The 9,775-nt window shown below is 66.1% G+C and carries 6 protein-coding genes and 1 pseudogene; 4 read left to right on the top strand and 3 right to left on the bottom strand.

Features of this window, described 5'->3' with window-relative positions:
* Positions 1–94: pseudogene (locus GGR88_RS09465) on the top strand (IS5 family transposase); the annotation flags it as partial.
* A 12-nt stretch (positions 95–106) separates the two neighbouring features.
* On the opposite strand, the gene GGR88_RS09460 reads toward GGR88_RS09465, so the two are convergent.
* From GGR88_RS09460 to GGR88_RS09450, 3 genes are all read right to left on the bottom strand, one after another.
* Positions 107–2,491 (bottom strand): serine/threonine protein kinase, encoded by a 2,385-nt coding sequence (locus GGR88_RS09460; protein ID WP_167954240.1) that lies wholly within the window; start codon positions 2,489–2,491, stop codon positions 107–109.
* Complete coding sequence (locus tag GGR88_RS09455; RefSeq protein WP_045811929.1) at positions 2,488–3,063, bottom strand: ECF-type sigma factor; 576 nt, start codon at positions 3,061–3,063, stop codon at positions 2,488–2,490. The genes GGR88_RS09460 and GGR88_RS09455 overlap by 4 nt, the downstream gene beginning before the upstream one ends.
* 68 nt (positions 3,064–3,131) lie before the next feature.
* A complete protein-coding gene (locus tag GGR88_RS09450) occupies positions 3,132–3,923 on the bottom strand; it encodes a protein phosphatase 2C domain-containing protein (RefSeq protein ID WP_167954239.1) in 792 nt (263 codons plus the stop codon).
* Positions 3,924–4,077: 154 nt separating this feature from the next.
* Between GGR88_RS09450 and GGR88_RS09445 the strand changes: the two genes are divergently transcribed.
* From GGR88_RS09445 to GGR88_RS09435, 3 genes are all read left to right on the top strand, one after another.
* Entirely contained in the window at positions 4,078–4,407 is a 330-nt protein-coding gene (locus tag GGR88_RS09445) for a hypothetical protein (RefSeq protein ID WP_167954238.1), read from the top strand.
* Positions 4,408–4,445: 38 nt separating this feature from the next.
* The gene (locus GGR88_RS09440) at positions 4,446–4,694 is read left to right on the top strand and encodes a hypothetical protein (protein WP_167954237.1); all 249 of its coding nucleotides are present in this window, start codon (positions 4,446–4,448) and stop codon (positions 4,692–4,694) included.
* 157 nt (positions 4,695–4,851) lie between these two features.
* The gene (locus GGR88_RS09435) at positions 4,852–9,768 is read left to right on the top strand and encodes an autotransporter domain-containing protein (protein ID WP_167954236.1); all 4,917 of its coding nucleotides are present in this window, start codon (positions 4,852–4,854) and stop codon (positions 9,766–9,768) included.
* The last annotated feature ends 7 nt before the right edge of the window (positions 9,769–9,775 follow it).

The raw sequence follows: 9,775 nt of genomic DNA, 5'->3' as shown, positions 1-9,775 counted from the left end.
GACCCGATACGACAAGACCGCCGACAGCTTCCTCGGTTTCGTCCTCGTCGCTTCAATCCGCTTGTGGGTCAGGCACTTTGTCCACACCACCTAGTCGGTCCGCTAACTATTCCAAGATGACGAGATCGTTCGCAGCACCGCCCCAAGAACAGGCGGCAAGATTGGCGTCGAGACCCGCACCGTATCGCCCTACGGATCCCAGGGCTTCATTTCGCTGGTCTAGAACGGTTAGTTTTTCTCGCGCCGAACGATATTCCGCACAGGCGGTGTCCCGGTCGCCGGCGGCTCTGGCGATGTTCGCCATTGTGACGTGTGCCAGCACTAAGCGGTTCGACCGCGCGGGTGTCGGGTTTCGGCGCAGCACGTCTTGGTGCATCGCGATCACGCCGCGCTGGAGGGCGATGGCTTCGCTGTGCCGCCCGTCCGCGCTCAGCGCCTGAGACCGGGCCTGCTGCACGTTCGCGGCGAAGGCGCGCAGTCCATCGTCGTTGCTCTCGATTTGCAGCAGCCGGTCGAGGATGCTCGACGCCTGGTCGAGGAAGCGGCGCGCCTGTCCGGCGAGCGCGGGCGATTGGGTGGCGGAACTGTAGCCGACGTTGGCGTTCCAAGCCAAAGCATAGAGGATGTTGGGATCGCCGGGGTTCGCGCGCTCAGCTTCGCGAAAGAGCCTCTCGGCTTCCAATAGATCGGCCACCGCGTCATCGGGCTGGTCGAGGAAATAATGGTGGATGCCGCGATAGTAGCGTGCATAGGCGCGGTCGAGGGATGCGTCTGAGCTGTCCCGCATGGCCGCCGGCCATTCCGCGATTTCCGCTTCAAGAAGGTCGGACAGGCGCGGCATGTCGTCGAGCGAGGCGGTCAGCGTCGTCATGTCCAGTTCCGCCTTGCGGACATTCCGGCGCGCCATGTGCCAACGCCGGTCCCGTGCGGCGGACGGCACGGCGGCCAGAACGGCGTGCGCCTCGACGAGGCGCGCGGCGGCGGCGTCCGTCTTGGAGTCGATGTGCCCTAGGATCATCGCCAGCGACGCCTGGGCTTCGGCGAGGTCCGGCGCGGAAGGCTCTCGCAGGTCGCGGATCATGCCGATCGCGCGCTCCAGGTTGGCGCGGGCGCTTTCAATCTGGCCGAGATGCGGTCGGTCGGGAACGCCTTGGGCGCGGGCGAGCGCGATGAAGCCGCGTGCCGCCTCCAGCTTCAGCGCGTCGTCGGCGCCGGGCGAGGCGGCGAGCGCGGACAGATAGCGGCCGGCTTGCTCGGCCAAGTCGGCGCGCGCCTTGGTCGAGCCCGCGATGCGCTCCAGCTGGCTGTTGAGGTCGAAGATCATGTAGCCGGCCAGGGCGCGCACTTCCTCGAACCGCTGCTCCTCGGCGACACGGGCGCGCTCGGCGCGGCAGTAGGAGACCAGCGCGACGATCAGCGCGGCGAGGATCAGCGCCAGCGCGACGGCGGCGGCGGTGACGGGCCAGCGGTAGCGGCGCACGAATTTGCCGATCGCATAGCCCCGCCCGCCATTGCGGGCGGTGACGGTGCGGCCGGTGGCATGGCGGTCGAGATCGTCCATCAGCGCATCGACCGAGGCGTAACGATCGGCGGGGTCGAGCGCGGTGGCGGTGGCGATGATCGCCTTCAGGTCGGCGTCGGGCGCGTGGTCTTCCACCAGCACGTCGAGCAGGCGGCCCAGCGAAAAGACGTCGCTGAGCGTGGTGGCGCCGACGCCCGCCATGCGCTCGGGCGCGGCGAAGCCGGGCGTCAGGCTGAGGCCGGCGAGCGAGGGATAGGGCGAGGACGCCGCGCCGTCGCCGCCCTCCGCCTCGGGCGGCTTGGCGATGCCGAAGTCGATCAGGCGCGGCGCGCCATCGGCGGCGACCAGCACGTTGGACGGGGTGATGTCGCGGTGGACGATCAGATTCTGATGGGCGAAACGCACCGCGTCGCACACCTGACGGAACAGCGCGAGGCGCGCGGGGATGCCGAGCGAGTTGTCCGCCGCCCAGTCGGTGATCGGGCGGCCATCGACATATTCCATGACGATGTAGGGCTCGCCCCGCTCGGTCGCGCCGCCGTCGTGAAAGCGGGCGATGTTGGGATGGACGAGGTCGGCCAGCGTCTGCCGCTCGGCCAGGAACCGTTGGATCAGCGCGTCGGACAGGACGCCCGGTTTGACCAGCTTGATCGCGGCCTGATGGCGGAAGTCGTCGGATGCCCGCTCGCCGAGATAGACCGCGCCCATGCCGCCCTGGCCGATGCGGCGGACAATGCGATAGGCGCCGATCCGTTCGGGCAGCGGCGCGTCTACGCTGGCCTGCGCGCCGCCGGTGTGGACCGCGACGGACGCCGCCCGGTCGGCGGCGAACAGCGACAGGACGCGGTCGGCGAGAGCCTTGTCGGCGCCGGCCTGCTGCATGACCCAGGCTTCGCGGGCGGCGGCGGGAAGGTCCAGCGCCGCCTCGAACAGGGCGAGCGCGCGCTGATCGAGCGAACGGTCGGTCATTCCGGGCGCTCCTGCATGGCTTGCATCAGCCAGGCGCGGGTCGAGCGCCAGCGGCGCTTCACGGTTGGGGCGGACTGGCCGGTGACGGCGACGATCTCGTCGATCGTCATCCCGCCGAAATAGCGCATCTCGACGAGGCTCGCGCGGTCGCGGTCCCAGCCTTCGAGTTCGATGAGCGCGGCGTTGAGATCGAGCAAGTCCACCGGCGGCGCCTCGGCGCCCATGCCGGTGACGAGGGTCACGCGGTGATGGTCCCGCTTTTCCGTCAGACGCGCGCGGGCGTGATCGACCAGCACCTGCCGCATGACGCGCGCAGACAACGCCAGGAAGTGCGCCTTGTCGCGCCAATCGATCCGCTCCAGCGGGATCAGGCGCAGCACGGCCTCGTTGACCAGGTCGCCGCTGGACAGAGAGCTATGGCGCTCGCGGCGCAGGAGAGCGGCGGCGACGGTGCGAAGTTCGTCATGCGCCAGCGCGAACAGCCGGTCGCCCGCCGCCGCGTCGCCCGCCTGCCAGGCGTGCAGCAGTGCGCGGCTATCCTCGTCCCCGGCGATCCCGTCCCCGTCCCCCATAGTCGGGATGCTAGCGAGACGCGGGCCGCGCGGGAAGCTTTGGCGCAAACGCGGCATCGGGCGGGCGCTCATCGTGCGAGCCGGGCAAAGCAGAAGGTGGCGTCGTCGCGGCTGGGTCCGTCCGCCTTGTGCGCGAGCCATGTCGGCAGGGCGCCGGCTTCCACGGACGCCGCGCCGTAGGTGAAGGCTTCGCGACAGGCGAACGACTTCGACACGCCATCAGTCGAAACGGAGACGAAGTCCGGCGTCTCCTCGGCGATGTGGAGGCGAAAGCGCGACAGCGCGTCGGACTGGCACAGCGAATAGGTGCGCTCGCCGTCCAGACCGTCGTCGGGCAGCGGGCGAACGATCCGGCGCGCGCCGAAGCCGAGCAGCGCGTCGCCGTCGCCGATCTGGACCACGACCGTCCGGCGCCCATCGCCGGCGGCTGCGACCAAAGTCGCGCCGTAGGGGACCATTGGGCCGCCGCCCAGCCGGGCGGTCACCAGGTCGAGCAGATTGGGGTTGTCGGCGGCATAGGCGCGCACCGCGGTGCGCCAGTGGTCGAGGATGGATGTGGGGATCCGATGCGCGTCGGCGCCGTCGCGCGCCGCGATCCAGTCGGCCAGCACCGCCGCCGCCGCGTTCACCGCGAAGGCCGCGCCGATCGCGGAGCGATAGTGGATCGGGGAGCCGTGGCCGTCCGCCACGGCGATGACGAAGCAGTCGCCCTCGGTCCAGGCGTGGAAGGCGTCCTGATTGTCCTGCCCGGCGTCAGCGTGGCGCGCGCCACGCGCGGATGCGCCGGCGACGCGCCAGAAGGACGAGGTTTCCCGCGGCGCGACAGGGGTTGGGCGGCTCAGGGCGACGGTTGGACTCAAGCGAGTTACTCCAGCGCGCAAGTGCGCTCGACCCTGACAGGCGCGATCGTCGGTCAAAACGGATCACCCCAATGATCCGTTTTTTCAAAAATCACGCCTCTCTCAAATGACCCCCCGGTTTTCGCGGTGGTCAGGAGAGAGAAAGGAAGGATCGATGAACTTCGATGAACTGCCCCCGTCGCAGTCACACCGTCTGCTGCCGCTCGGCGAGAGCCGGATCGAGACGCGCGACGGCCAGCCCTGGCTGATCGTCACGGGCGAGGCGCCCTGCGCCAACATGGAGGTCGCCCTGCACCCCTACTTCTACATCGAGCGGCCCGACTGGTGGTCGATCGAGCTGGTGGGGAACGTGCCGGGCGGCTTTTGCCTTGAAGCGATCACGCCCTACACCGTCGCCCGACCGCTGCGCGGGATCACCGGCCACAAGGGCATCACCGTGGTCGGCGCCGACGAAACTCGCAACCACGCAATCCAGGACGACTGACGTCGCCCGATCGCATCTGCAAATCACAGGAGAGAGACATGACAAACAGTCACGATGCCGATGGCGGCTATTCCACCCGCAAAGTCGAAGGCGGCTTCGATCTGGAGTTCAACGGCAAGGTGGTGATGCACCTGCGTGGCGAAGACGGAAGCCTGACGGCACAGGCCCCGACCGGCCTCGCCTCGTCCGATGACGACAAACAGCGGTGTTTCGACAACTGCTTCGCGAACTCCGACCAGACGGCCGGTGCGGCGAAAGCCTGCGCGAAGAAATGCGGGCTGGAATAAATCCCGGAAACGCGGGGCTTTCGACGGGGTGCGAACTTTTTTTCGTGCCCCGTCATTTTTTTTGATCCGTTTTCCGATCGATCCCGCCTCTCCGGGGTGAGGCCGCATTTTCGCGGTTGGCGAAACCGCGTCCGGGCGGCGCAACAGGGAGAGAGACATGGGTCAGGGGATCGTCGCGGGGATCGCGCGGGCGCGGTCGGTTCGAGCGCGGATGCTGTTGGGCGGCGCGTCGGCGGTGGCGATGCTGGCGGCGGGGCTGGCGGCCAGCCCGGCGACGGCGCAGCAGGTCACGCCTGGAAGCGCGCAATGCCCCGTGGTCGATGGCGTTGTGACGTGCAGCGGCGATATCCGCAGCGGCTTCAACAGTGGTTTCAACGATTCTCTTCGGCGCTTCGTATTCCGCGACTTGACCCAACCAATTCAGCCGCCCAATCGTGCCAACGGCATCACGATCAATTCCTCGCGTCCGGATGTCGAACTCGATTCATCGGTTCGAGTAGATATCAATAAGACACTCCGCGAGTCCGGCTACGTCAGCGCTCTCTACTTGGGAGGTGGGGCCAACACGGTCTTGAACAACGGCTCGCTGACAGCAAGGGGTTTCGGAGACACGGTAGGGATCTACGTGAATGGCCGGAGCCGGGTCGGTCAGCCACTCGCGATCGTCAACAATGGTACGATCGATCTCCGGACTACTGCGGGAGATAGCGGGACCACCAACTACTTGAACTACGGAATCCTAGCCGAGCAGGCTGAATCTCTCACAATCCGCAATGCTGGTCTGATTGATGTTGCGGGAGTGCGTGGAAGCGCTGGCATCCGGGTTACCGACAACGACCTTGGCACCTCAATCCCGTCAGTCCTTATTGAAAATACGGGGACGATCCGCAGGGCAGATTTGGATTTTGCTTGGAACGCCTCGATACGAGATGAGAATCCCGACGCGATCGCAATCGTTCTTCCGTTCTTCAACGATGTAACAATTCGAAACTCCGGCAGGATCGAAGGCGGTGAAATTCTTGTCCAACGAATCGACCGAAGCGGCACTGCGACTACTGCCAACGGCAGGATTTCGATTGATAACAGCGGTGACTTGATAAATTCAAGAATCTTGGTGGAGGACGCCAATGAACTCAACCGGCGGCGTGTTCAGAATTACGATATTCAGATAACGAACACAGGAACGATTGAGAATGGGGGGATAAACTTCCTGCACACATTCCGAGCGGAGGGGAGTGATCTGAACGTCCGCATTTTGAATGACGGGAACATCACTAATCGCCCTAGTACCGGATTATTTGGTCCGGCTGGCTCGACCCAGCAAGCCATCTTTGTCAACACTGAGGCGTCGTCTATATCCGATCCGCGCGAAAACGTGGAAGTTATAAATCGCGGAAACATCACGATATTCCCTACGGCGCAAGGCACGTCCAATATTTCGAGTGCGGTTGATTTACGTGTTCTAGGGAATCTATCGCTGCTGAATGAAGGTTCCATCAATAGTGGGAGTAATCCAGCAGTTCTGGCAGCCGCTTTTGGCCAGAACAGCCTCGTCAAGGTTTTAAACCGAGGTTCCATAGATACTAACGGCGGCGATTCGGCGTTTTACGGCTTGCAAGCCTCATCACGAGCCGGAACCGTTGATCTTTCCAACAGCGGCACAATCAGCATCGCTAGCACCCGAGCCAAGCCCCGTATGTTCGACGGTGACGTGGATGGCACCCGCTATACATTCTACTATGGGCCGAGCGGTCGAGCAGGCCTGAGCGCATTGAGTCAGGTAGATATAGCCCTTCAGTCCGATGGCGACATCACAGTGGCGGGCGCTGATAGTGCAGGAATTTATTTCAAGTCTATCAGTTATAGCGAAGCGAATTATCAGGATTTCCTGAGCAGAGGAAATTTGCCAGCTGGCTATTCGCGAGACGCAGATTTAGGAAGCATCGTTTCAGTTAACGTCACGCGAAACATCACCGCTTCCGGAAATGCTTCATTCGGCATATTCGGAGTGCTTGGGCTTTCGCAAGATAGGCCCAATTTTGCGAGGGGAGAGTTCGCAGTTGATAACGATGGAACCTCAAGCGTAATCGCGGTTGCGCCCGGCGTGACCATCACTGGAGGCAGCGGCATGGGGTCCGGCATCTACATAATGGGTGCTGGTAAGATGACGTTGAATAATCAAGGTTCCATCGCGAGCGCGGGCAGCGCCGGCACCGGCGGCGTGCTAATCGGCGATACTCTGTTCTCCGGGGATGCTACGACACCGGGAGAATTTTTCGTCGCTCCTAACCTCCGCCTGCACCTAGTCGACAGCGTCAACACCGGCAGCATCATCTCGACCGGCGGCTATGGCGTTCGTGTCGCCAATGGTGGTTTGCTAAACTTCCGCAACGACGGTCTGATCCGGGGCGGTGAAGGTTCGATCGGCGCCAGCCATACCAGCCAGATCGTCAACGGCGGATCGGGGATTCTGGACGGCCGCATCGCGCTGAATGGCGCGGGAAGCGTGCTGACAAATCACGGAGCGATCCAGGTTTCGTCGCCCGGCTTCGTCTCGCACACGATCAACGGTGACTATACACAGAGCGCGAGCGGCCTGCTGTCGCTACGCTCCGGTGCGGGCGGGCGCGATACGTTCAACGTCACCGGGGATATGGTGTTCGACGGCCAGCTGAGGCTGGCTCTTGGAGCACCGTCCAGTTCGGCGCTCATCAATGTCGGGGGCAACCTGACGCTGGGCGGCACGCTTTCCGTCACGGACGCGGGCGGGTTCGGTGACGGCGTGTATCGCATCTTCAACTATGGCGGCACGCTGACCGACAACGGCATGACGCTCGGGCCGCTTCCGGCAGGGGCGAACGGCAACATCCAGACGGTGTTCGCCGGACAGGTCAACCTGGTGGTCGGGCGCGGCCTCCAGTTCTGGGATGGGGGCAACACCACCGCGAACCTGGCCGTCGATGGCGGATCGGGCGTCTGGAACAACACCACGACCAACTGGACGCGCAGCGAAGGCGATGTGAACGAGGCGTGGCAGGGTCGCGGCGCGGTTTTCCAAGGAACGGCGGGCACCGTGACGATCGCGCCCGAGGGCGTGTCGGCCAGCGGCCTCCAGTTCGCGGTGAACGGCTACACCCTGACGGGCGGTGTGCTGACGCTGGCGACCCCAGCTTCCGTGCGCGTCGGCGACGGCAGCGCGGCCGGGGCTTCGATGAGCGCCACCATCGCCAGCGTCATCGCGGGCACGTCCGGTCTCGATAAGACCGACTTCGGCACGCTGATCTTGTCGGGCACGAACACCTATACGGGCGGCACGACCGTCAGCAGCGGTGTTTTGCAGGTGTCGCGCGACGCCAACCTAGGCGCGGCCTCGGGAGGGGTCACGCTGAACGGCGGCACACTGCGATTCAGCGCGGAGGGCAGCTCGGCGCGAAACTTCACCGCCGGGGCATTGGGCGGCACGCTGGAGAACGGCAACGCCCTGCTGCTGTCCGGCGTGATCGACGGCGCGGGCGCGTTCCGCAAGATCGGCGCGGGCAACCTGATCCTGACCGGCGACAGCTCCGGGTTCGGCGGCACGTTCAACCTGACCGCCGGGGCGATGCGGCTGGACGGTCAGCTTGGCGGGACGCTGAACGTCGCCTCCGGCACGCGGCTGAGCGGCGCGGGGACGCTGCGGAACGCGGTGATCTCCGGCACGGTGAACCCCGGCACGGGCAACGGCATCGGCACGTTGAACGCCAGCGGCAACGTGACGTTCGCGGCGGGCTCGACCTATGAGGTCGACGTCACCGTGGACGGGCGCGCCGACCGGCTGAACGTGACGGGCACGGCGACGCTCCAAGGCGGCAACGTCTCGGCGTTGTTCCAGGGCACGAACAACGATGCCTGCGGGGCATCGATCACCTCGACGATCCTGACCGCGCAGGGGGGGATCAGCGGCACGTTCGCGGGGGTCAGCACCAACTACGCCTTCCTGACCCCGACCCTGAGCTACGACGCCAACAACGTGCGGCTGACGCTGGCGCGCAACGCCGCCACCTTCACCGAGCGCGGCGTGACGGCGAACCAGCAGTCGAGCGCGGCGGCGGCGGAGCGGCTGGGCTGCGGGAACGCGGTCTACAACGCGATCATCCCGCTGGAGGTCGACACGGCGCGCTACGCCTTCGATCAGCTGTCGGGCGAAGCGCACGCCAGCGCGCGCAGCGGCCTGCTCGACGACAGCCGCTTCTTCCGCGACGCCATGCTGGCGCCGGGCGAACGTCGCGGCGCCTGGGGCAACGTCTACGGCTCGTGGGGCCGGATGGACGGCGACGGCAACGCCGCGCAGGTCAAGCGCGACGGGACCGGCCTGTTCGCCGGCGTCGACGTGCCGCTGGGCGAGACGTTCTCGGCCGGGATCGGCGGCGGCTACAGCCGTTCCGACTATGCCGTCGCCGACCGCGTGTCGTCGGCGGAGGTCGAGAGCTGGCACCTGGGCGCGCGCGTCGGCGTGCAGGCGGGCGGGTTCGACCTGTCGGCCGGCGCGGCGATGGCGTGGCACAGCTTCGACATGGAGCGGGCGATCGTCTTCCCCGGCTTCAGCGAGACCGCCTCGTCCCGCTATGACGGCGAGACGCGTCAGGCGTTCGGCCGCGTGGGCTATGCGATGCGCCTGAGCGACGCGACGGCGGTCGAGCCGTTCGCCGAGGTCGCGTGGGTCGAGGTCAAGACCGACGCCTTCGCCGAGACCGGCGGCGCGGCGGCGCTGTCGGGCCGGGCGGAGACGGACGACGCGGTGTTCACGACGCTAGGCGCGCGCGGATCGACGCAGGTCGGCGGGCTGAGCCTGTCGGGCCGGCTGGGCTGGCGTCACGCCTTCGATCTCGATCCGGCGCGGAGCCGCGTGTCGTTCGCGGGCGGCGACGCCTTCACCGTCACCGGCGCGCCGATCGCCGAGGACGCGCTGGTGGTGGACGCCGGGGCCGAGTTCACCTTCGGCCGGGGCGCCCGCCTGAGCGTCGGCTACAGCGGCCAGATGGGCGACGGCGTCCGCGATCACGGCGCACGCGCGATGCTGCGTGTTCCGTTCTGAGGAAAGG

It is taken from the genome of Sphingomonas jejuensis, assembly GCF_011927695.1.
Lineage (GTDB): Bacteria > Pseudomonadota > Alphaproteobacteria > Sphingomonadales > Sphingomonadaceae > Sphingomonas_K > Sphingomonas_K jejuensis.
Note: the sequence above shows the minus strand (reverse complement) of the source record. Positions and strands in the feature narration are given on the sequence as shown.